The sequence below is a fragment of the Hydrogenophaga sp. genome (assembly GCF_026125825.1).
Lineage (GTDB): Bacteria > Pseudomonadota > Gammaproteobacteria > Burkholderiales > Burkholderiaceae_C > Hydrogenophaga.
Genome location: NZ_JAHCKK010000005.1, coordinates 26,112 through 46,000, shown reverse-complemented (window position 1 = coordinate 46,000; position 19,889 = coordinate 26,112). Strand labels below are relative to the sequence as shown.

20 protein-coding genes are annotated in these 19,889 nt (G+C 68.6%); 3 read left to right on the top strand and 17 right to left on the bottom strand.

What is annotated here, in order from left to right:
* Positions 1-3 precede the first annotated feature (3 nt).
* The 3 genes from KIT86_RS03890 to KIT86_RS03880 form a co-directional block, all read right to left on the bottom strand.
* Positions 4-999 (bottom strand): tripartite tricarboxylate transporter substrate binding protein, encoded by a 996-nt coding sequence (locus KIT86_RS03890; protein WP_297395208.1) that lies wholly within the window; start codon positions 997-999, stop codon positions 4-6.
* A gap of 157 nt (positions 1,000-1,156) precedes the next feature.
* Positions 1,157-2,380, bottom strand: coding sequence for a nicotinate phosphoribosyltransferase (gene pncB / locus KIT86_RS03885; protein ID WP_297395206.1), 1,224 nt, complete (start codon positions 2,378-2,380; stop codon positions 1,157-1,159).
* A 26-nt stretch (positions 2,381-2,406) separates the two neighbouring features.
* On the bottom strand, positions 2,407-3,222 hold the full coding sequence (locus KIT86_RS03880; RefSeq protein ID WP_297395204.1) for an isochorismatase family protein: 816 nt from the start codon (positions 3,220-3,222) through the stop codon (positions 2,407-2,409).
* Positions 3,223-3,383: 161 nt separating this feature from the next.
* Between KIT86_RS03880 and KIT86_RS03875 the strand changes: the two genes are divergently transcribed.
* Both KIT86_RS03875 and KIT86_RS03870 read left to right on the top strand, forming a co-directional pair.
* A complete protein-coding gene (locus tag KIT86_RS03875; protein ID WP_297395203.1) occupies positions 3,384-4,034 on the top strand; it encodes an NUDIX domain-containing protein in 651 nt (216 codons plus the stop codon).
* Positions 4,035-4,054: 20 nt separating this feature from the next.
* Complete coding sequence (locus KIT86_RS03870) at positions 4,055-5,074, top strand: fumarylacetoacetate hydrolase family protein (protein WP_297395202.1); 1,020 nt, start codon at positions 4,055-4,057, stop codon at positions 5,072-5,074.
* Between the two features lie 51 nt (positions 5,075-5,125).
* Here the strand turns inward: KIT86_RS03870 and KIT86_RS03865 are convergent, their stop codons facing one another.
* The 14 genes from KIT86_RS03865 to KIT86_RS03800 form a co-directional block, all read right to left on the bottom strand.
* Positions 5,126-5,590, bottom strand: coding sequence for a MarR family transcriptional regulator (locus tag KIT86_RS03865; RefSeq protein WP_297395201.1), 465 nt, complete (start codon positions 5,588-5,590; stop codon positions 5,126-5,128).
* A 7-nt stretch (positions 5,591-5,597) separates the two neighbouring features.
* Positions 5,598-6,341: a GntR family transcriptional regulator gene (locus KIT86_RS03860; protein WP_297395200.1), complete on the bottom strand. Its 744-nt coding sequence runs from the start codon at positions 6,339-6,341 to the stop codon at positions 5,598-5,600.
* Entirely contained in the window at positions 6,341-6,721 is a 381-nt protein-coding gene (locus KIT86_RS03855) for a RidA family protein (protein WP_297395198.1), read from the bottom strand. Before KIT86_RS03855 ends, KIT86_RS03860 begins: the two co-directional genes overlap by 1 nt.
* 7 nt (positions 6,722-6,728) lie before the next feature.
* Positions 6,729-7,595 (bottom strand): alpha/beta hydrolase, encoded by an 867-nt coding sequence (locus tag KIT86_RS03850; RefSeq protein ID WP_297395196.1) that lies wholly within the window; start codon positions 7,593-7,595, stop codon positions 6,729-6,731.
* A gap of 22 nt (positions 7,596-7,617) precedes the next feature.
* Positions 7,618-7,872, bottom strand: a complete 255-nt coding sequence (locus KIT86_RS03845; RefSeq protein WP_297395195.1) for a hypothetical protein — start codon at positions 7,870-7,872, stop codon at positions 7,618-7,620.
* Complete coding sequence (locus KIT86_RS03840) at positions 7,869-8,696, bottom strand: hypothetical protein (RefSeq protein ID WP_297395194.1); 828 nt, start codon at positions 8,694-8,696, stop codon at positions 7,869-7,871. Before KIT86_RS03840 ends, KIT86_RS03845 begins: the two co-directional genes overlap by 4 nt.
* A complete protein-coding gene (locus KIT86_RS03835; protein ID WP_297395192.1) occupies positions 8,693-9,457 on the bottom strand; it encodes a dienelactone hydrolase family protein in 765 nt (254 codons plus the stop codon). Before KIT86_RS03835 ends, KIT86_RS03840 begins: the two co-directional genes overlap by 4 nt.
* Positions 9,454-11,643 carry a hydantoinase B/oxoprolinase family protein gene (locus KIT86_RS03830; RefSeq protein ID WP_297395190.1) on the bottom strand — a complete coding sequence of 730 codons (2,190 nt, stop codon included), beginning with the start codon at positions 11,641-11,643 and terminating at the stop codon, positions 9,454-9,456. Before KIT86_RS03830 ends, KIT86_RS03835 begins: the two co-directional genes overlap by 4 nt.
* 13 nt (positions 11,644-11,656) lie before the next feature.
* Positions 11,657-13,750 carry a hydantoinase/oxoprolinase family protein gene (locus KIT86_RS03825; protein WP_297395189.1) on the bottom strand — a complete coding sequence of 698 codons (2,094 nt, stop codon included), beginning with the start codon at positions 13,748-13,750 and terminating at the stop codon, positions 11,657-11,659.
* A 195-nt stretch (positions 13,751-13,945) separates the two neighbouring features.
* Complete coding sequence (gene dmpG / locus KIT86_RS03820) at positions 13,946-14,974, bottom strand: 4-hydroxy-2-oxovalerate aldolase (protein WP_297395187.1); 1,029 nt, start codon at positions 14,972-14,974, stop codon at positions 13,946-13,948.
* Positions 14,971-15,927 carry an acetaldehyde dehydrogenase (acetylating) gene (locus KIT86_RS03815; RefSeq protein WP_297395185.1) on the bottom strand — a complete coding sequence of 319 codons (957 nt, stop codon included), beginning with the start codon at positions 15,925-15,927 and terminating at the stop codon, positions 14,971-14,973. Before KIT86_RS03815 ends, dmpG begins: the two co-directional genes overlap by 4 nt.
* Positions 15,924-16,721 (bottom strand): fumarylacetoacetate hydrolase family protein, encoded by a 798-nt coding sequence (locus KIT86_RS03810; protein ID WP_297395184.1) that lies wholly within the window; start codon positions 16,719-16,721, stop codon positions 15,924-15,926. Before KIT86_RS03810 ends, KIT86_RS03815 begins: the two co-directional genes overlap by 4 nt.
* Positions 16,722-16,731: 10 nt before the next feature.
* On the bottom strand, positions 16,732-17,442 hold the full coding sequence (locus KIT86_RS03805; protein WP_297395182.1) for a class II aldolase/adducin family protein: 711 nt from the start codon (positions 17,440-17,442) through the stop codon (positions 16,732-16,734).
* Positions 17,439-18,416, bottom strand: a complete 978-nt coding sequence (locus KIT86_RS03800) for a tripartite tricarboxylate transporter substrate binding protein (protein WP_297395181.1) — start codon at positions 18,414-18,416, stop codon at positions 17,439-17,441. Before KIT86_RS03800 ends, KIT86_RS03805 begins: the two co-directional genes overlap by 4 nt.
* 182 nt (positions 18,417-18,598) lie before the next feature.
* Here KIT86_RS03800 and KIT86_RS03795 point away from each other — a divergent pair, with 182 nt between their 5' ends.
* Positions 18,599-19,816 (top strand): porin, encoded by a 1,218-nt coding sequence (locus KIT86_RS03795; RefSeq protein WP_297395180.1) that lies wholly within the window; start codon positions 18,599-18,601, stop codon positions 19,814-19,816.
* Positions 19,817-19,889: the final 73 nt, after the last annotated feature.

Here is a 19,889-nt window from a genome sequence, read left to right as displayed (position 1 = left end):
AGTTTATTGCAGTGTGATCTGAAGCTGGTCCACCGTGCGCTTCCACATGGCCAGGTCCTTGCGCACGATCTCGGTGTAGTCCTCGGGTGGCATGCCCCCGGCTTCGATGCCGTAGTTCTGGAACAGCTCGCGGATCTCGGCCGACGCCAGCGCCTTCTTCACCTCGGCGTACAGCGTCTGCATGACCGGCGCGGGCGTGCCGCTGCGGGCGAAGAGGCCGTACCAGCCGTGCACGTTGAACCCCGGGTAGCCCTGCTCGGCGACGGTGGGCACCTCGGGCAGGCCCGCGAAGCGGTTGGCGGGGGCCACGGCCAGCGCGCGCAGCTTGCCGGTCTTGATCTGCGCCAGCGCGGAACTCATGTCGAGGAACATGAACTGGATCTGGCCGCCCAGCAGGTCCTGCACCGCCGGGGCCGCGCCGCGGTAGGGCACGTGCGTGACCTTGATGTCGGCGCGCTGCGCGAACAGCGCGGCGCCAAGGTGGGCCGAGGTGCCGTTGCCCGAGGAGCCGTAGTTGACGCTGCCGGGCGCGGCCTTGGCCATGGCCACCAGGGCCTGCAGGTCCTTGGCGGGGAAATCGGGCCGCACCACCAGCGCATGCGGGATGTAGCCCACCACCGTCAGCGGCGCGAAATCGCGCAGCGTGTCGAATGGGTAATTGGCCATCAGCGCGGGGTTGGTCACCGCGAGGATGGACGGGAACACGAGCGTGTAGCCGTCGGCCGGACCGCGTGCCACCTCGCCCATGGCGATCACGCCACCGCCACCGGGCTTGTTCTCGATGATCACCGGCTGGCCCATGGAGGTCGAGAGGTTCTTGCCCACGGCGCGCGCCATCAGGTCGGTCGGGCCGCCGGCCGCGAACGGCACCAGGATGCGGATCGGCTTGTTCGGAAAGGCCTGCGCCTGGGCTTGCGCTGGCGCCGCGAACGGCAGGACGAGGCTGGCGCCGAGCGCAGCGCTGAAGCGGCGGCGCGACAAGGGAAGTGGGTGGCTCATGTGTCTGTGTCTCCGGTTCTGGGTATGGACGGGCGCACGGCGTCCCCGTGCGCACCTGTGCGGAGCTTAGGTCGACTGCCCTGGGCGCGCACCACCCCAATTCCAAGGAGTGGAATTCAGTCGCACACCCACCGCGGTCGCGGGGCGGCGCTGCGCCTCAGGCCGCGATGCGGAACACCTGGCGCAGGTAGGCCAGGAAGGTCTCGTCGTCGCAGATCGTCTTGCCCGGCGAGTCCGAGAGCTTGGCCACCGGCTGCCCGTTGCAGCTCACCAGCTTCATCACGATGTTCAGCGGCCGCAGCCCCATGTCGTTGGTGAGGTTGGTGCCGATGCCAAAGCCGGTCTGGATGCGGTCGGCGAAGTGTTCGTAGAGGCCGATCGCGCTCGGCAGGTCCAGCCCGTCGGAGAACACCAGGCGCTTGGTGTGGGCATTGATCTTCAGGCGCTCGTAGTGCGCCAGGGCTTTTTCGCCCCACACCACCGGGTCGCCCGAGTCGTGGCGCAGGCCATCGAAAAGCTTGGCGAAGTACAGGTCGAAGTCCGCCAGGAAGGCGTCCATGCCCACCACATCGGTCAGGGCCACGCCCAGGTCGCCGCGGTACTCCTGCACCCAGGTCTCCAGCGCGGCTTTCTGGAAGCCCTTGAGCTGCACACCCATGGCCTGGAAGGTCTGCAGGTACTCGTGCGCCATGGTGCCGATCGGCACCAGGCCGTACTTCTTGGCCAGGTACACGTTGGAGGTGCCCTTGAAGTACCCGGGCACCTCTTTCGCGAACGTGGCCACCACCTCCTCCTGCCAGGCGGCCGAGAAGCGGCGGCGCACGCCGAAGTCGAAGAACTCGAAGGGGTGCTGGCGCCGGGCGCCGACGGTGCGCAGCAGCGCAATCTTCTCGCGCAGGCGCCGGCGGCCTTCGGCCAGCACCTCGGGCGTGGACAGGCGCCGGAAGTAGATCTCGTTGACGATGGCCAGCACGAAGATCTCGAAGAACATCACATGGATCTGCGGCCCCTTGGCCACGATGACCAGGTGCTCGCCTTCGGCGCCCACCGTCACGTAGCGGTGCTGGAGCTGGAAGATGCGCAGGAAGTCGACGAAGTCGGACTTCATGTAGCGCAGGCCGCCCAGGTATTGCAGCTCGTCCTCGCTGAAACGCAGGGTGCACAGGTGCGCCATCTCGCGCTCGACCTCCTCCCGGATCTCGCTCAAGGGATAGCCGGGCGGGTTGCGGCACACGAAGCGGTACTCCGCCTGGTTGGCCGGCATCGAGTGCAGCATGGGCTGCAGCATCGTGAACTTGTAGAGGTCGGTGCCCAGCAGCGAGGTCACGACGGGCGAGAACGCCGGCTCGGCCGCTGGGGGGGTGTCGGTGGCAGTGCCCATGGCGTGCTCCTTGTCTTGATCCGGCATCAGCGAATGCGCGCGGCGAACTCGTCCACGCTCAGCACCAGGGTGCCGGCCGAGCGCGCCCTGTCGAAGAGGCGCTCGGCCAGGGTTTCAAAGCCGGGCACCGGGCTCATGCAGTCGCGCAGCAGCACCACCTGCGGCGCGAACGCCGGCGCGCTGGCCAGGAAGCGCATGAACTGGTCGTAGCTCGCGGCCACGCAGTGGCTCGATGCCTGACCGGCGAACGCGACGACGTCGGCCCCGTCGGCCAATGACGCGGCCAGCTCGCGGTTGAACTGGGTGCCCGGCACCGACGCCACGGGCGCGTCGGCCTCGAAGACGCCGAAGTGCTCGCTCAGCGGGTACGCCCCCTTGAGCACCTTGGCCACCGCGCGCTGGTGGGCCATTTCCCAGGCGGCGAGGCTGTCGGCGAGATCGCTCTGGATGTTGTGGCCCCAGGTGCCCGTGACGCAGTGCACCGGCCACACCACCATGCCGTCCTTGCCCGCGGCGGCCAGTTGATCGAGCATGGCCACGACCTGGCCGGTCAGGCGGGCATCGCGCGGGCGGTGGTCGCCAGCCCTCACGCCCGCGGCCGTGATGAAGGTGAACGGCGCCACGGCCTGCCCCTCGCGGGTCAGCCAGAAGGTGGTGCGCTCGACCGCCACGCTCGCGTGCGAATCCAGCGTCACCGTGATGTCGCTCAGGCGCGCCGTGTGCGCGTCGATGAAGCGGGCCAGCCGCCGCAGGTCTTCACGCGCACCGGCCACCGGCAGCGCTGCGCCCTCGATGTCACAGAAGTCGTTCTGGGGGTCGATGATCAGGAGCTGGGTGCGCATGTCCGTCCTCCGCGTGGCAGGTGCCGATGGCCTCAGTATACCTACTTTGATTCTTTTTGAATCTTAGTCTTGAGCAAGACCGATAATCTAAGTATTAGAGCTCCATCGCCTATTCGGTGCATTCTGAATCTAAGCATTAGAATCCCGGAAAAATCCCCGCCATGTCCATCATCCTGACCGTCGACGCCGTGCTCCTGACCCTGGTCGAAGGCGAGCTGGCGGTCGCGCTGTTCAAGCGCGAGCGCGCGCCCTTCAAGGGCCTGTGGGCGCTGCCCGGGGACCGCGTGCGGGAGGACCGGGACGACCACGCCGGCGCGGCGGCTGCGCGCGTGCTGCAACACAAGGCCGGTGTCGCCAGCCCTTACCTGGAAGAGTACGGCACCTTCTCCGGCCCCGGCCGCGATCCACGGGGCTGGTCGCTCAGCGTCGTCTACTACGCCCTGGTGCCCGCGCGCCTGCTGGGCGAGACGGTGCAGCGATTCCCGGTGGGCAGGCTGCCCGCCCTGCCCTTCGACCATGCGCAGATCATCGCCGGCGTGGTGGCGCGCGTGCGCAGCAAGGCCGCCTACTCGTCGCTGCCGGCGTTCCTCTGCGGCGACGAGTTCACCGTGCCCGAGCTTCATGCGGTCTACGAGGCCGTGCTGGCGCAACCCTTGAACCTGCCCAACTTCCGGCGCAAGCTCGACGACCTTGGCATCCTGGAAGAAGTGCCCGGCGCGACCAAGCTCGGCGGCCGCAACCGCCCGGCCCAGCTCTACCGGCTGAAGAAACCCTTCCGTTCCTCGCTGAGCGTGCGCGAGCGCGGCCTCTGACCCTGTCAACCACCATCCCCATGACCCCACCCCTACCCCCACTGCACCTGCGACTCGCCACACGCCACAACGGCACCCGGGACGGTGAACTCATGCTGGTCAGCCCCGATGGCCAGCAATGGGTGCCCGCAGGCCGCGACCTGCCCACGATGCAAGCCCTGCTGGACGCGTGGGACACCCAGGCCCCGGGCCTGGAGCAGCGCCGCCTCGCGCTGCAGGCCGAGGGCTGGCGCCACGCCGAGCCCCTGGACCCCGCGCGGTGCATGGCGCCGCTGCCCCGGGCCTACCAGTGGGCCGACGCCTCGGTCTACCGCAACCACGCGCGCCTGATCTACCAATGGCGCAAGGAGCCCATTCCGCCACGCTACGACATCGAGCCCCTGGTGTACCAGGGCGGTTCGGACGTGATGCTCGGCCCCCTGGACCCCATCGTGGCCACCGACGCGGCGCACCTGGTGGACCTGGAGGCCGAGGTCGCGGTGATCACCCAGGACGTGCCCATGGGCACGACCGCCGAGCAGGCGGCCGGGCGCATCGCGCTGGTGGTGCTGCTCAACGACGTGTCGCTGCGCGGCCTGATCCCGGGTGAGCTCGCCAAGGGCTTTGGCTTCTACCAGAGCAAGCCCGCCACCAGCTTCGCACCGATTGCCGTGACCCCGGCCGCGCTGGGCGAGGCCTGGAAAGACCACATGTTCGATGGGCGCGTGCGCATCGAGGTCAATGGCCAACGTTTCGGCGAACCGCATGCCAACAGCGAGGTGGTGTTCAACTTCGCGCAGATCATCGCCCACCTGGCGCGCACGCGGGCCCTGGTGGCGGGCAGCATTGTCGGAGCGGGCACGGTCAGCAACGCCGACCCCGCCTCGGGCAGTGCCTGCATCACCGAAGCCCGCGTGCGAGCCCAGCTGCAGGGCGAGCCCGAGGACCGCCTGCCGCCCTACCTGCAGCACGGGGACCGCGTGCGCATCCTGGCTGGCGGCCCGCAGGGCGAGGCCTTGTTCGGCGCGATCGACCAGGTGGTGGAGATCCGTTCGCCCTGAGCGGCTGCCCGCGGCCTTGCCGCGGCAGGCAGGGCCAGGACACGTGGCCTGTCATCGCGGCCCGGCCGCGTTGTCGAGCATGCGATGGAGAAAGGACTGCAGCTGGTGCCACTCGTCCGTGGAAAAACCTTCCAGGCGGGCATTGAGCACCTCGCACAGGACGAACGGAATCCGCGCGGCCGCCGCGCGGCCTTGCGGCGTGAGCGCCAGATCGACCACCCGACGGTCCCTCTCGGAGCGGCTGCGGCGCACCAGCCCTTTGCGTTCGAGCCGGTCCAGCGTGCGGGTCATCGCGCCCGCATCCATCAGACACAGGGCCGCGAGTTCGGCCACGGTGCGGCCCTGGCCCAGGTGCAGCTTGTAGAGCGGCATCCACTGCGCGTGCGTCAGACCCTGGGGTTCCAGCAAGGCATCGATGTCGTGCCCGAGGCCGTTGACGACGCGCTTCATCAGGTAGCCCACGTTGTGGTCCGCGGGAAGCGCGTCGGGTCGGTAGAAAGTGGCAGGCCGGGGCATGGGCGGCCTACCGGTTCACCAGGGACATGTGCACCTCGACAAAATCACCCCGGAAGACGCCCAGCGACTCGTAGACCAGCACGCCCTGGGCATCGGTCGCGGACCGCGCCACCGTCAGCACCGGGGCGCCGGGCTCCAGCGCCAGGCACTCCGCGGTCCGCAGGTCTGCGATCGCCGCCCGCACCGTCTGCTGGGCGGTGGCGATCCCGCCGGCCAGGTGCTCGTTGAGCACCACCATCGGCACGGGCCTGGCAAACCGGTGATGGCCGATGGCCTCGAAGGCCCGCGCCTCGATGTAGGTGGTCCCGATTCCGTAGGGCACTTTGTGCCGCAGCATGCGGCGGCGCAGGAAGCGGTAGGCGGGTGCCACGGTGCCGATGGCGTGGGCGGGCGATGGAAGCCTGTCGGCCACGCCATCCTCCAGCACGTCGAATTCGATGTCGGGCACGGTGGACAGCAGCTCGTCCCAGGTGGGCGGCACGCGGTAGAAGACCTTGGAGGCGGGCTTCTCCACCACGAAGGTGCCCCGGCCTTGCTGCCGCTGGATGAGGCCTTCGGCTTCCAGCAAGCCCAGCGCGTGCCGCAGGGTGACGCGCGCCACATGGAACTCCGCCATGAGTTCCTCGAGCGCGGGAATGCGTTCGTGCACGGTCCACTCGCCGCTTTCGATGCGCTGGCGGAACAGCGCATACAGCTGCGCGTACATCGGCGGGCCGCCGGTGCGGGGCGCGAAGGACCGCAGATCGAGCATCAGCGCGCCAGGGCGATCACGTCCAGCGCGAACAGGGCACCGCCGCCGGGCGAGGCGTTCGGGTCTGCCACGCCCACGGCGGTGCGCGCCGGCGGATCGGCCGGGAAGGCCTCCATCCAGGCCTGGTGGAAGGCGTCGCGGTGGCGAAGGTCGCCCAGATAGAGCGTGACCTTCACGACATCGGCCAGCGTGCCGCCCGAGGCCTTGAGCACTTCCGACAGGTTCTTCAGCGCCAGCCTCGCCTGCTCCAGGGGGTCCGCGGGGAACCGGCCCGTGCCCGGTTCCCGGCCACGGACCACCGACAGGAACAGAAAGCCACCGGCGCGCACGCCAGGCACCATGCCCGGCATGCGCTCGGGAGCGGCGTCGGATTGGGGCATGGTGGTCCTATTCATGCAGAAAGTCCCTGATGAGCCGGGCGGAGGCTTCCGGTGCGTCGGTCTGCACCTGGTGGCCCGCGCCCTCCACCCATTCGATGCGCGCGGCGGGCAGCAGGTCTGCCAGCGCCTGGCCGGTCTCGGGCAGGGCAAAGGTGTCTTCCTTGCCCCAGAGGATCAGGGTCGGGATGCGCTCGGTGAGGATGGGCAGGGCGCGCTGCCACTGGGTCTGCAGCGAGAGCACCGGGTCGTTGCGCACGTGCTCGATGCCCGCTGCCATGCGGCGGAAGGCATCCAGCGCCCCCGGGCGGGTGGCGGCGGCCTGGCGGTCGTCGATGAGCTGGTCGGTGATGCGGGCCGGATCGATGATGAGCGCCTCCAGCAGCGCCTTCATGCCCTGGCGCGTGCCGTCGTAGCCCATGAGGGCTTTCATCGCGGCATTGGGCGCCTGCTTGATGCCCATGGACCCGGCGATGGTGAGCGAGGAGACGATGACCAGTTTTTTCACGCGGTCGGGGTGCAGCATCGCGTAATAGACGCCGGCCCAGGCCCCTTGCGAATTGCCGATGAGGCTGCAACGGTCGATCGCCAGCGCGTCGATGAAGTCGGCGGTGTGCCGGGCCCGGCTGATGAGGCCGTAGGGCGTGGGCGCGTGGACGTCGGTCAGGCCGAAGCCGCCGATCGAGTCGGGCGCCAACACGTGGAAATCGCTGCCCAGCAAAGGCAGCACCGGCCCCATGCCGGAGGCGCCGGAGGAGCCGGCACCGCCGCCGTGCAGGGCGAGCACCTTGTGCTCGCCATCGCCGGCTTCGGCATAGTGGGTTCGAACGCCCTGGGCGACGACCCAGCGGGAGCGGACGGAAGGGTGGTGTTTCATGAAGGGATTCCTTGGTCTTGATTCAGGCGTTGAGCCCACGCTTGGCGTACTCGGCGACGTATCGAACGCCGACGGTGCCGGCGAAGTTGCGCACCAGCAGCGGGTGCACGCCCCACTGGTAGAGGGTGGCCACGTCCTTGGCGAAGATCGCGGCCTTTTCTTCCGCGGTGAGTTCGTAACCCTGGAAGCTGGCTTCGGGGTTGTCGCGCAGCGCGCTTTGCAGCGCGCTGCGCTTGTCGAAGTCGAAGAGGAAGCGTTCGAGCGCGTGCCGGTTCATGCCTGCATCTCCAGCACGCCAATGCCGGTGCTCCAGGCCCGGACCGGCTCATAGGCCAGGGACCGCGCCGTGCGCGCGCCAAAGGCGCCGGCCGCGACCAGCCAGTTGCGGATCTCCGCTGCGCCGTTGCCCGCCGTGCGGATGACCTCGTCGGAGTCCCAGCGCGCGATGTCCTCGAAGCGCCCCTGCGTGAAGTCGCCGAGGAACTGCCGGTCAAAGGCCTCGTTGATCGTGCCGGTCTGCGGTGTGCCGACCCAATGGCTGATGCCGCCCGTGCCCAACACCGCCACACGCTCCACCACGCCCTGCGCCCGCAGGGCCTGACCCAATGCCTTGCCCAGCTCCAGGCATCGCCGGTGCGTGGGCAGCGGCGCCACGGTGCAGTTCACGTAGAGAGGGAGCACCGGCATGGACAGGCGCTTGAACAAGAGCTGCAGCGGGCAGGCGAAGGCATGGTCCAGCGGCATTCCCCTGGCGCTGGAGACATCGAAGCCGCCCTGCACCAGCGAGGCATGCACCGCCTCGCCCAGGCCGTCGACGCCGTCGAAGTCGCGCTGCGGCACACCGAACTCCCCATGGCCGCGGAACTTCGTGCCGGTGCCGATGGAGAACACCGGCAGGTTGGCGTAGTCGAAGGTGAGGAAGTGGTCGGTCGCGACGGTCACCAGCACCTGGGCGCCGCAGCGGTGCAGCGACTCGGCGAGTTCGTCGAAGGCCGCGAACACGCGTTCGACGCGTTCGCCCTCGCCATCGCCCGCCTTGGGCGCGCGCATCATCGCCCCGGTGTGCGAGCAGACACCACCCCACACGATGGCCGCGCTCATGACGGCACCTTCAGATGGCCCCGGAAGAACGCGACCATGCGCCCGTAGGTCAGCTTCGCCGCCTCGGGGGAGTAGCGGTCCAGCGTGTCGTCCATGTAGGCATGGCGCGCGCCCGGGTACAGGTGAAAGTCGACAGGCACCGGGGCCCGGGTTTCCAGCGCGTCCTTCAAGGCCTGAGCCTGGTCCAGCGCAATCGCCTCGTCCGCCTCGCCGAAGTGCAACTGCATGGGCGCGGCGATCTTCGGCGCCAGCGCGATGCGCGAACGCGCCTGGCCATCCGGCGTGTACGCGGCCGGGATCACCGGCAGCGCGTAGAGCACGACCGAACAGGCCAGGTCCCGCGTCTGGGCGGCCCACGCGAGCACCGTGCCCCCGCCAAGGCAGTAGCCGACCGCACCGATCGCCTGCGCGGCCACCCGCGGATGGCCGCGCAACCATTCGAGCGCGGCCTGGCAGTCGGGCACCACCGTCTCGTCCCTGGCCGCGATGAAGGCCTTGCTGCGGCGCTCCTCGACCGTGGTGTAGTCCTGCGGCGGGCGCCCGCCGATGCGGCTGTACGGGTCCACCGTCAGCACGATGAAGCCTTCGGCCGCCAGGCGCCGCGTTTCTGCCTGCCGGTGCTCGGTCACACCCAGGTTCTCGGGCGCGCAGACGATGGCCCCGACCACGTCGGTGCCGGAGGGCTCCGCGAGGTAGGCGCGGACCTGGTCAGTGCCGCTGGGAAAGGTGATCCAGCGCGCCGTCGTGTCGCGCGCGCTCATACCGCCACCTGGATGTCGAACAGGCAGGCCTCACCCTTGCGGCGCACTTCCACGTCGAGCAACTGCGCGCAATGGGGGCAGGCATGCTCCACCACTTCCAGATCGCGGTGCACCTTCACGCGCGGGCCCAGCTCTGCGGGCAGCGCCACGTGCTGGCGCGCGTAGTCCTTCCAGTTCTCGTCGGCCGGCGCGACCGCGGTGTCGCAGGCCTCGCAGACGAAATAGGCACCGTCGGCCCCGCGCTGCAGGCGGGCCACGTCGCCGACGATGGCCTTGACACCGTCGTGCTTGCCAAAGCTGAGCTTGCCCGGCAGCGCGCGCGCCGCTTTCCACTGCAGCCGCGATGCGCGGATGTGGCTGCGGCGCTCCTGGGTCGCCGCGGCGTCCAGGCGCCCGTTCGTCACCACCACGCCAAAGATGGCTTTGGCCACCGCATCGGAGAACACGCCCTGAGCCACATCGTCGGCCACCTGCACCGGGTCGCGGCGCAGCGGATCGCCCCAGCCCCCGCCCGCGGTCGGGTTGCACTCGTAGACGTCGTCGCTCTCGAAAGGAAACTCCGGGGGCTTGGCGGTGAACACGGTCTCATCGCCCTGGATGCCGTCCAGGCGGTCTGGAAAGACACCGTCCTTCATCAGCGCACGGATGTTCGAGTGCTTGAGCAGGCGGCGATGGTTGCAGCCGCTCGGATAGCCACCGAAGAGGCCGCGAGACGTGGGCGACTCGTAACCATGGCAAGCGACCAGCGACTCGACTTCATCCACCCCGTGCAGCACAAAGGCCGCGCCGGCCGCCTGGCCACCGACCGAGGCGCCTGCGCCGGAACTGTCGGTGATGATGCGGCGGTACAGGTAGAGCACCGGCAGCTTGAGCTCGGTGGCCTCCACGTTGGGCGCCTTGCCCGCCGTGATGTTTCGCTGGCCCGAGACGCTGATGCCGTCGCGGTGCGCATAGGCGCCACCGCCGGAGAGCATGACCTCGAGGATGGGCGCCGTCGCAGGTTCGCCGTACTGGTTCTGCCCATGGATGTGAAAGAGGTCCGGGCCGCTGGCCGGCGCGGCCTGGGCTTCCCGCAGGTAGTCGGGATGGCTGGCCATCAGCTTGGACATGACTTCGGTCGTGGTCACCTCGATCAGCCACATCGCACCCAGCGGGCCCTGGCTGCAAGGCGCCGGGAACTTGCAGGACACGATCGAGCCTTCGGTGGAGAGCACCTCCAGAGGCCGCAGCAGGCCGTCGTTCCAGGGCAGGTCGTACGCGATGATGGGCAGGATGCCGGCGTAGATGCCAGCGAGCAGGCCGGTGCGCGTCGCGTTCACGAAGCCCGGCGCCTGGGCGTCCGAGCCGGTGTAGTCGAAGACGATCTTCTCGCCCTGCTTGCGCAGTTCGACGTGGATCTTGTAGATCTTGTTCTCGAAGCCGTCGTGGTCCAGGAAGGCCTGCGCGCGGAACACGCCATCGGGCAGCTCCTGCAGGCGCTTGCGCATCTTCGACTCGGAGAGGTCCATCATGCCGTCCATCACGGTCAGCACGGTTTCCACGCCGTATTTGCGCACGGTCTCGAGCAGGCTCTTGATGCCGATGTGGTTGGCCGCCATCAGGCCCTTGAGATCCAGGCTGATGTTGGTCGGCAGGCGCGACATGCCGGTGATGAAATTGAGCACATCGCTGCGCAGTTCGCCGCGGTCCACCAGCTTCACCGGCGGGATGAGCATGCCCTCCTGCCGGATGTCCTTGGCCATGGAGGCGAAGCTGCCGGGCACCATCCCGCCCACGTCGAGCTGGTGGGCGCACGCACCGGTCCAGCCGATGCGGCGGCCGTCCACGAAGATGGGGGCCAGTATCCCGATGTCCGGGCAGTGCAGCGCGCCCTTGTGGGGGTGGTTCACGATGAACATGTCGCCCTCGTGGATGCCCACGGTCTGCTCGCAGTCCTCGATGACGTGCTTGACCATCAGCGAGAGCGAGGCGGCGTGGAACGTCACGGTCTTGCCCATGGTGACGACTTCGCCGAACGCGCGGTACAGGCCGGTGTTGAAGTCGGTCGCTTCGTTCACAAGGGCGGAACCCGACACCGAGGCCAGCGTGCTCGCCTGCTCGTCGGTGATCGACAGGAGTCGGTGGCGGATCACCTCGAAGGTGACGGCGTCGACGTCTTTCTTTTGGTATTCGAATACGTTGCTCATGGTGCCTCTCGCTTCAGTGGCTGGGTTGGATGCGGATCAGGAAGTTGCCGTAGGGCTCCATTTCGGCGACCTGTCCCGGGCCCACGACGATGGTGGTGTCGGGCCGCTCGACGATGGCGGGGCCGGCGATCGCGTGGCCCGGGCCCACGTCCTCGCTGCGGTAAATGTCGGCATCCACGAAGTCGGTGCCGAAGAAATACACCTGGCGCCGGCCGCAGGGCTTGTTGGAGCGGCCCGCCGCGGCGACATGGCGCGGTGTCGGGCGGATGACCGGTGAGGTGGCTTCGACGCGCACCACGGTGAACTCCACGCCCGAGACGCGCAGGGCCGTGTTCTTGCCGTAGATGCGCTCGTACTCGGCTTCGAAGGCGTCGACCAGTGCGTCGACGTCGCCGGCCTGCAGCACACCGGCCGGGGCCGGGATGCCAATCTCATGCACCTGCTGGCGAAAGCGCATGCCGATGTAGCGGTGGATGGAGACCCCCTCGCCGAGGGCTTCCTTCGCGCGGTTCTCGATCTGGTCGAAGCCCCGGTTGAGCACGGAGGGGTCGACATGGTCCGAGGCCTTGGTGAAACGCGCTGGCGCGTGCTGCCCGATGGCCAGGGAGAACGAGCGGTGGCGGTCGCCCGTGACGGTGCCGAAAGCCGAATGCGCCGGGCCCGTGCTGGGAATGACCACCGTGCCGATGCCGGCGACCTCGGCGTACTGGTGGGCGTGCGTGGCGCCCGCGCCCCCGTAGGCCATCAGCACGAAATCGCGCGGATCGTAGCCGGCGCGCAAGGTCACGCGGCGCAGCAGGTCGGCCATCTGGTTGTTCGCCACCTCGCGAATGCCGGCCGCGGCCTGCGCCACCGTCAGGCCCAGCGGCTCGGCGACGTGCTTGCGCACCGCTTCGTGCGCGGCCGCCACGTCGAGCTTCATGCGGCCACCGAGGAAATACTTCGCGTCGATGATGCCCAGCACCACGTCCGCATCGGTGATGGTGGGCTCCACCCCGCCCCGGCCGTAGCAGGCCGGGCCGGGCGTCGAGCCCGCGCTCTCGGGCCCGACGTGCAGGTGCCCGTCCACCACGCGCGCGATCGAGCCGCCGCCGGCACCGATGGCCGTGACCTTGATCGAGGGCAGCGCCACGTGGAAGCGCCCCACTTCCCGAACCGTTTCCAGCAGCGGCTGCCCGTTCACGATCAGGCCCACGTCGAAGCTGGTGCCGCCCATGTCGGCCGTCAGCACGTTGGGGTAGCCCAGCAGCTCGCCGAGCTTTTGCGACGCGAGCACGCCACCGGCCGGCCCCGAGGTCATGAGGTTGGCGGCCTGGAACGCGGCCTCCGAGGCGGGCAGCACGCCGCCACCGGACTCCATGATGGAAATCGGACCATGGAAGCCGAACTTGCGGATGGAGGCTTCCAGGCCGTTGATGTAGCGGTGGATCACCGGGCCCAGGTAGGCGTTGATCGCCGTCGTCGAGGTGCGCTCGTATTCGCCGATGATGGGCACGAGGCTGGACGAGGCAGTGACAAACATGCCCGGCGCCTCCTCCTCCACCAGCGCCACCAGACGCTGCTCGTGAGCAGGGTTGCGGAAGGACCACAGCAGACTGATCGCGATGGCCTCGACGCCCTTGGCGACGAGCGCGCGGATCGATTGGCGCGCCGCCGCTTCGTCGAGCGCGACGATCACGTCGCCCTTGTAGTCGACGCGCTCCACGATGCCCTCGATGAGGTCGCCAGGGATGATGGGCGTGGGAACGTGGCGCTTGGAGAAGTGCGAGATCTCGTGCGAAGGCAGGCCGATCCAGCCCCCCATCGCGCGCTGGATGCGCAAGGTGTCTTCGAAGCCACGGGTGGTCAGCAGACCGGTGCGCGCACCCTTGCGCTCGATGAAGGCGTTGGTGGCGGCCGTGGTGCCATGGGCAAAGTACCCAAGCTGCTCGATCAGCTGATCCAGGCTGATGCCGTCGGCCTCGGCGGCGAGCCGCATCGCGTCGATGACGCCCTGCGTGCGGTCGTCCGGGGTGGTCAGCGCCTTGAAGATGCGCACGTCGCCTTCGTCAGAAAGGTAGACAAGGTCGGTGAAGGTGCCACCGATGTCGGTCCCGATGTAGTTCACGGAATGGTTTCTCCAGATAAGCCGCGCGTCGGCACGGCAGAGGGTCAGTGAAGGAATTCGCGAGGTGTATTTGAACAGATCAAAGGGATAGACAATAGAACTTTCAGATGTTTATCTGTTGGGGTTTTCCCGGAGCATCGGTCCGACGAAAAAAAAAGGGGGCCTGATGGCCCCCCCTGGATGCATCCCCCTGGATCAGGCGGCGGCTGGCTGCCCTTGCTTGAGCAGGTCCAGCGCCACGTCGACGATCATGTCTTCCTGCCCGCCCACCATGCGGCGGCGGCCGAGTTCGACGAGGATGTCCACGGTCTTCAGGCCGTACTTCTGCGCGGCGGCCTCGGAGTGGCGCAGGAAGCTGCTGTAGACGCCTGCATAGCCCAGGGAGAGCGTCTCGCGGTCGACCCGGACCGGGCGGTCCTGCAAGGGGCGCACCAGGTCGTCGGCCGCGTCCATGAGCTTGAACACGTCGCAGCCGTGCTGCCAGCCCATGCGGTCCACCGCGGCGACGAAGACCTCCAGCGGCGCATTGCCCGCGCCGGCCCCCATGCCCGCCAGGCTGGCATCGACGCGGTCGCAACCTTCCTCCACCGCCACGATGCTGTTGGCCACGCCCAGCGACAGGTTGTGGTGGGCGTGGATGCCCGTGAGCGTCTGCGGCGCCAGCACGTCCTTGAAGGCGCGGAAGCGATCGCGCACGCCGTCCATGCTCAGCGCGCCGCCGGAGTCCACGACGTACACGCATTGCGCGCCATAGCCCTCCATGAGTTTTGCCTGCCGCGCGAGGTTTGCCGGGTCGGTCATGTGGCTCATCATCAGAAAGCCGACCGTGTCCATGCCGAGCCGGCGCGCGTACTCGATGTGCTGGCGCGACACATCGGCTTCGGTGCAATGCGTCGCAACGCGAACGATCCGCGCGCCCGCGTCGTAGGCGGCCTTCAGATCGTGCACCGTGCCGATGCCCGGCAGCAGCAGCGTGGCCACCTTGGCCCGCTTCACGGCCGAGGCCACGGCCTCGATCCATTCGAGGTCGGTGTGGGCGCCGAAGCCGTAGTTGAAGCTGCCGCCTTGCAGGCCGTCGCCGTGCGAGACCTCGATGGAGTCCACCCCGGCGGCGTCCAGGGCGGCGGCGATCTGCGCCGCCTGCTCGACGCTGTACTGGTGCCGGATGGCATGGCTGCCGTCGCGCAGGGTCACGTCGGCGATGTGGATTTTTCGTTGGTTCACGGGCGGGTGCTCCTTGCGGCGTGCGCGGCCTGTGCCTTCGCCGCCATGCGCTCGGCGATCGCCAGCGCCGCGCTGGTCATGATGTCCAGGTTGCCGGCGTAGGCGGGCAGGTAGTGCGCCGCGCCTTCGACCTCCAGGAAAATCGAGGTCTTCAATCCCCTCATGCCGCTGCCCACGCCCGGGATCTTCAGGCCAGACACGCGGTCGAACTGCACTTTCTGCTTCAGGCGGTAGCCCGGCACATCGCGCTGCACGGCCAGCGCCATGGCCTGTACCGAGGCTTCGATCGCGGCCTCGTCACCGTCGGCGCTGAAGGTGTAAACCGTATCACGCATGATGAGCGGCGGCTCTGCGGGGTTGAGCACGATGATGGCCTTGCCCTTGCCGGCACCCCCGAGGATTTCGATGGCGCGAGATGTGGTCTCGGTGAACTCGTCGATGTTGGCGCGCGTGCCCGGCCCGGCGCTTTTGCTGGCGATGCTGGCAACGATTTCGGCGTACATCACCGGCGCGACGCGGTTGACCGCCGCGACCATCGGGATCGTGGCCTGGCCGCCGCAGGTGACCATGTTCACATTGAGCGCCTGGAGATGCTCGTCGCCATTCACCACCGGGATGCAGTAGGGACCGATGGCCGCCGGCGTGAGGTCGATCATGCGGATGCCAGGCTTGCGTTCGCGCAGGCGCGCGTCGTTGTGCACATGGGCCGCCGCGCTGGTTGCGTCGAACACGAAGTCGATCTCGTCGAAGACCGGCAGCGCGAGCAGCCCCTCGACGCCTTCGGCGGTCGTGGCCACGCCCAGGCGCGCGGCGCGGGCCAGGCCATCGGAGCCGGGGTCGATGCCGACCAGGGCCGCCGCCTCGACGCCCACGCCATGGCGCAGGAGCTTGATCATGAGATCGGTGCCGATGTTGCCGCTGCCGATGATGGCCGCCTTCATCTTTCGGCTCATGGCCGCGCCTCCGCCTCGAACTGGCAGGCCACCGAACCCAGGGCGCCGAGGTCCGCGTGCACCAGGTCGCCCGGCGCGACCGGCACCATGGGGCCCAGGGCGCCGGACAGGATGATGGCGCCCTCGGCCAGGGTCTCGCCCCGTTCGGCCATGGTGCAGGCCAGCCAGTAGGCCGCCCGCAGCGGATGCCCCAGGCAGGCCGCACCTGTGCCAACGGAGACCACACCGCCGTTCTTCGACAGCTGCATGCCGATGTCGCGCAGGGAAATGCCACCCAGGGCCACGGGCTGGTCGCCGAGCACGAACACCCCGCACGAGGCGTTGTCCGCCACCGTGTCCACCAGGGAGATCTTCCAGTCGGCGATCGCGCTGTCGACCACCTCCAGCGCGGGCAGCGCATAGGCCAGGGACGCCAGGAACTCCCCCCAGGAAGGGCGCTCGCGGCGCAGCTCGCGGCCCACCACGAACGCCACTTCGGCTTCCACCTTGGGCTGCATCAGGCGGCCCGCCGGCAAGGTGTCGCCATGGAGGTAGGCCATGTTGTCCAGCAACACGCCGAAATCCGGCTGGCTCACGCCCAGCTGCTGCTGCACCGCCTTCGAGGTCAGGCCGACCTTGAGGCCGACGGCGCGCGCGCCCGCTGCCAGGCTGCGCTGCAGGTTCAGCGAGGCGACCGCATAGGCGTCTTCGGCGCCGGCCACACCGAACGTGGTCGAGACCGGGGCGATGGGCACGCGCTCGGCGCGCGCCCTGTGCAGCGCATCGGCTGCGGCAAGGATGTTCTGTCGTGTCATGGTGTTGCTTTCAAGCTTGTTCGTTGAGGCCGCATTCGCGCAGCCAGAGTTGCCAGGGCCGCTCCACGGTGCCGGCGTTCGCCGCCTCGGCGAGCGCGGCTTCTTCCTCGCTCAGGTAGGTGACATGCCCCCCCAGCGAGATCGCTTCGCGCTGCAGGCGCGCGTTCCATTCCGTGTAGACCGCGCGGTACACGGCGGACTGCACCGAGCCGCCCACCACCACGAAGCCGTGGCCCCGCATCAGCGCGGCGGCATGGCTGCCGAGCGAGCGCGCCAGCTCGGCGCCCTGCCCGGCGTTGCGCACCAGCATGTCGGTGCAGCCAAAGTGCCGCCGGATGTCGAACACCGGCGCACCGCCGCCCAGAAAGCCGCTCATGTGGCACACCGGCCGCAGCCGGGCGCTGGAGACCGAGAAAGGAATCACCGAGGGCGCGTGGCTGTGCACGATCGCCTGCACATCGGGGCGCGCCCGGTAGATCGCGCCATGGATGAAGCGCTCGAGGTACGGCTTGCGCTCGTCGCCAGCGGCCGGCTCGCCGTCCAGGTCGAGTTCCATCAGGTCCTCCACCGTCACCAGCGCGGGCGCCAGCGAGCGGGAGATCAGGAAGCGATCCGCCCGGCCAGGCAGCCGCGCACTGACATGGCCATACGCATCGAGGATGCCCAGGTGCGCCAGGATGCGGTTCGCCTGCGCGACTTCGGCCTGTGCACGCGCCTTCATTCGATGGAGATGCCCAGCCGCTTGACCACCTCGGCGTACGTGGCGTTGTCGCTGGCGGTGCGCGCGCGCATGGCCGCCGGGGTGGACGACTCGGGCTCGATGCCCAGCCGAGAGAACTGCTCCACCACCTCGGGGTCGCGCAAGACCTCGGCCACATCGTCGGCCATCTTCTGGATGGCGTGTTGCGGGGCGCCGCTGCGGGCAACCAGCCCGACCCAGGTGTTCACGTCGTAGCCCATGGGCCCACCGGCTTCGCCCACCGTGGGCACATCCGGCTGGCGCGCCAGGCGCTTGGGAGCCGCGATGGCGATCAGCTTGAGCTTGCCCGCCTGCACCAGCGGCAGCGTCGAGCCGATGGTCGCCAGCGAGAGGTCCACGTCACCCGCGGCAATGGCCGTGTAGATCTGCTGGCCATCCCGGAACGGAATCACCGTCATCTTGATGCCCACGGCCTTCTCCAGCATGGAGACGGCCAGATGCGGCGGACTGCCCAGGTAGGGCACGCCCACGTTGAGCTTGCCCGGCGACGCCTGCGCGGCCGCGATCAGGCTCTTCATGGACTGCAAAGGCCCGGCGGCCGAGGTGACGATGAAGAACGGCGTGTGGAAGACGAGGGAGATGGGGGCGAAGTCCTTCTCGACCGAGTAATTCACGTTGCGCAGCAAATGGGGATTGACCGCGAGGTGCGAGCTGCTGGCCAGCAGAAGGTCGTGGCCGGTGGGCGGCGAGGACTTCAGGGCCGCGATCGCGATGACACCATTGCCACCCGGCCTGGGTTCGACGATGACCTGCTGGCCCCAACGGGGCGAGAGCTTGGCCGCCAGGATCCGCGCCACCACGTCCGGGGTGCTGCCGCTGGCAAACGGAACGATGATGCGCACCGGGCGCTCGGGAAAGGCCTGTGCGCGTGCCAGGGGCACCATGGCGGTGGCGCATGCGGCGCCCATGGCGCCAAGCGCCGTTCTGCGATCCATCTGTCTGTCTCCTTTTATGGGTTTTCGATCCTGTGCCGCATCTTAATGGGTGAATACGTAAACGTCTAGTAGTTTATCCCTATGTACGTTTGATGGCGCAAACGCGGACACTCTCGGTGCCCGCCATCCGGCCGGCTTCACAACACGCGGTCCCGACATCCGTGGCCCTTTTGGAGACTTGAATGCACAGACAACATCTTTGGCGCGGCCTGCCACGGCTCGCCGCTGGCGCCACCCTCCTTGCAAGCGCCTCCTGCGCGTGGGCGCAGGACGGGGTGCAGATCTACGGCCGCGGCAACGTGGGCCTGGACCGGTACGACGCCACGGGCGCCACGGCGGGCCCGGCCATCCACCGCACCCGCGTGTACGACGCGATCTCGCGCCTGGGCTTTCGTGGCACGGAAGACCTGGGCGGCGGCTACAAGGCCGTGTTCCAGATGGAAGCCGGCGTGAACTTCGACACCGGCACCGACCGCGCACAGGACGGCACGGCCAACACGAACGTGGGCGCCTTTCTGCGCGACACCTTCGTCGGCCTCGACACGCCCGCGGGCCGCTTCACGGCGGGCCGCCAATCGGTCTACTGGCAGAACGGCGCCATCATTCCCGCGAGCAACTTCTACATCAACGCGGACGTGCCTTTCTTCACCGGCGTGAGCACCGGGCGCCTGCCCTTGCTGATCTCGCGCGTGAACAACTCGCTGATGTACACCACGCCCACCCTGGGTGGTGCGAATGCGAGCCTCTCGGTGTCGCCCACCACCAGCCCCGGCCCCGGCTTCGTCGACAGCGAGACCGTTGCACCTGGTGCGGCACACGATGCGCGGCTGCATGGCCTGACGGTCCGCTGGCAAGGCGCGCCCTACGCGGCGCAACTGGATGTCGCGCACAAGCGCACCTCGTCCGATGCAGTGCCCGGCTTGCGGCCCAGCGGCACGGGCTTGAAGGTGATGGCCGGCTGGCGCTACATGCCGGGTGCACAGATTTCGGTCATCGGCGTGCGCGTCGCGCTCAAGGATCTCGCGGTGCCCATGGCGGGGTTCGCCGCGCGGGGCGACGACCTGAGCCAGTGGGGCTGGGGCTTTGCATGGGAGCACATGATCACGCCCAAGGTCCAGTTGCTGGCGTCCGCGGGCGTGCTGCGGGACGCGAAGGGCTGCACCTCGGTGGTGGCGGGCGCGGCGGGGCGGGGCTGCAAGGACACCGGCGCCACCTCGTACATGGTCGCCGCCCGGTACCTGTTCTCGAAGCGGACCGCCGTCTACGCCTCGCTCAACCAGGTCAAGAACCGCGCGAACGGCACGCTGGACTACACGGGCATGGCGCTCAATGCGGTGCCCAACCTCAGCCCCGGTGCGGACCCCCGCATCATCGCGCTGGGGATCATTCACAACTTCTGATCGTTCATCCGACCAGACCATTCTGCCGTACCATCCGGGATCCCAAGGCAGGAGAACCTGCAGAACCGCAAAG

Coding starts and splice junctions, on each gene's coding strand:
- KIT86_RS03890 (WP_297395208.1), bottom strand. CDS start 999: ATGAGCCACCCACTTCCCTTGTCGCGCCGCCGCTTCAGCGCTGCGCTC.
- pncB (WP_297395206.1), bottom strand. CDS start 2,380: ATGGGCACTGCCACCGACACCCCCCCAGCGGCCGAGCCGGCGTTCTCG.
- KIT86_RS03880 (WP_297395204.1), bottom strand. CDS start 3,222: ATGCGCACCCAGCTCCTGATCATCGACCCCCAGAACGACTTCTGTGAC.
- KIT86_RS03875 (WP_297395203.1), top strand. CDS start 3,384: ATGTCCATCATCCTGACCGTCGACGCCGTGCTCCTGACCCTGGTCGAA.
- KIT86_RS03870 (WP_297395202.1), top strand. CDS start 4,055: ATGACCCCACCCCTACCCCCACTGCACCTGCGACTCGCCACACGCCAC.
- KIT86_RS03865 (WP_297395201.1), bottom strand. CDS start 5,590: ATGCCCCGGCCTGCCACTTTCTACCGACCCGACGCGCTTCCCGCGGAC.
- KIT86_RS03860 (WP_297395200.1), bottom strand. CDS start 6,341: ATGCTCGATCTGCGGTCCTTCGCGCCCCGCACCGGCGGCCCGCCGATG.
- KIT86_RS03855 (WP_297395198.1), bottom strand. CDS start 6,721: ATGCCCCAATCCGACGCCGCTCCCGAGCGCATGCCGGGCATGGTGCCT.
- KIT86_RS03850 (WP_297395196.1), bottom strand. CDS start 7,595: ATGAAACACCACCCTTCCGTCCGCTCCCGCTGGGTCGTCGCCCAGGGC.
- KIT86_RS03845 (WP_297395195.1), bottom strand. CDS start 7,872: ATGAACCGGCACGCGCTCGAACGCTTCCTCTTCGACTTCGACAAGCGC.
- KIT86_RS03840 (WP_297395194.1), bottom strand. CDS start 8,696: ATGAGCGCGGCCATCGTGTGGGGTGGTGTCTGCTCGCACACCGGGGCG.
- KIT86_RS03835 (WP_297395192.1), bottom strand. CDS start 9,457: ATGAGCGCGCGCGACACGACGGCGCGCTGGATCACCTTTCCCAGCGGC.
- KIT86_RS03830 (WP_297395190.1), bottom strand. CDS start 11,643: ATGAGCAACGTATTCGAATACCAAAAGAAAGACGTCGACGCCGTCACC.
- KIT86_RS03815 (WP_297395185.1), bottom strand. CDS start 15,927: ATGAGCCGAAAGATGAAGGCGGCCATCATCGGCAGCGGCAACATCGGC.
- KIT86_RS03810 (WP_297395184.1), bottom strand. CDS start 16,721: ATGACACGACAGAACATCCTTGCCGCAGCCGATGCGCTGCACAGGGCG.
- KIT86_RS03805 (WP_297395182.1), bottom strand. CDS start 17,442: ATGAAGGCGCGTGCACAGGCCGAAGTCGCGCAGGCGAACCGCATCCTG.
- KIT86_RS03800 (WP_297395181.1), bottom strand. CDS start 18,416: ATGGATCGCAGAACGGCGCTTGGCGCCATGGGCGCCGCATGCGCCACC.
- KIT86_RS03795 (WP_297395180.1), top strand. CDS start 18,599: ATGCACAGACAACATCTTTGGCGCGGCCTGCCACGGCTCGCCGCTGGC.